At 86.3% G+C, this 342-nt stretch carries 1 protein-coding gene; it reads left to right on the plus strand.

The genetic code is table 11. From position 1 onward, the window contains the following. A partial coding sequence (locus V5O49_RS00035; RefSeq protein WP_332900443.1) for a hypothetical protein occupies positions 1-342 on the plus strand: 342 nt, incomplete at both ends.

Below are 342 nucleotides of genomic sequence, written 5' to 3' on the forward strand. Positions count from 1 at the left end.
GGCGTCCGGGCGGCCGGGCCCCCTGGCTGCCCCCCCCCCCGTCACGCGGCCCCGGCGGGGGGGGGGCCGGCGCCCTGCCCGCGACGCGGGCCGCCGCCCTGCCCCCCGCCGCCGACCCCGACGGGCGGGCCGCCGCCGAGCACGACCCCGCCAGCAGGCCGGCCGGGCTCGGCTGCGCGTTCGCGGGGTCCCCGCGGGAGCGCGGCGGGGCCCGCCGGCGGTCGGTGTTCCGCACCGGCGAGAACCGGCAGTACCTGTCCGTCCGGGCCGGGACGCTGCCGCGCGTGCCGCCGGGGCGGGTCGGCGTGCGCGCGATCGGCGTCGTCGGCGTCGTGACCGGGC

Source organism: Isoptericola haloaureus, from assembly GCF_036689775.1.
GTDB lineage: Bacteria > Actinomycetota > Actinomycetes > Actinomycetales > Cellulomonadaceae > Isoptericola > Isoptericola haloaureus.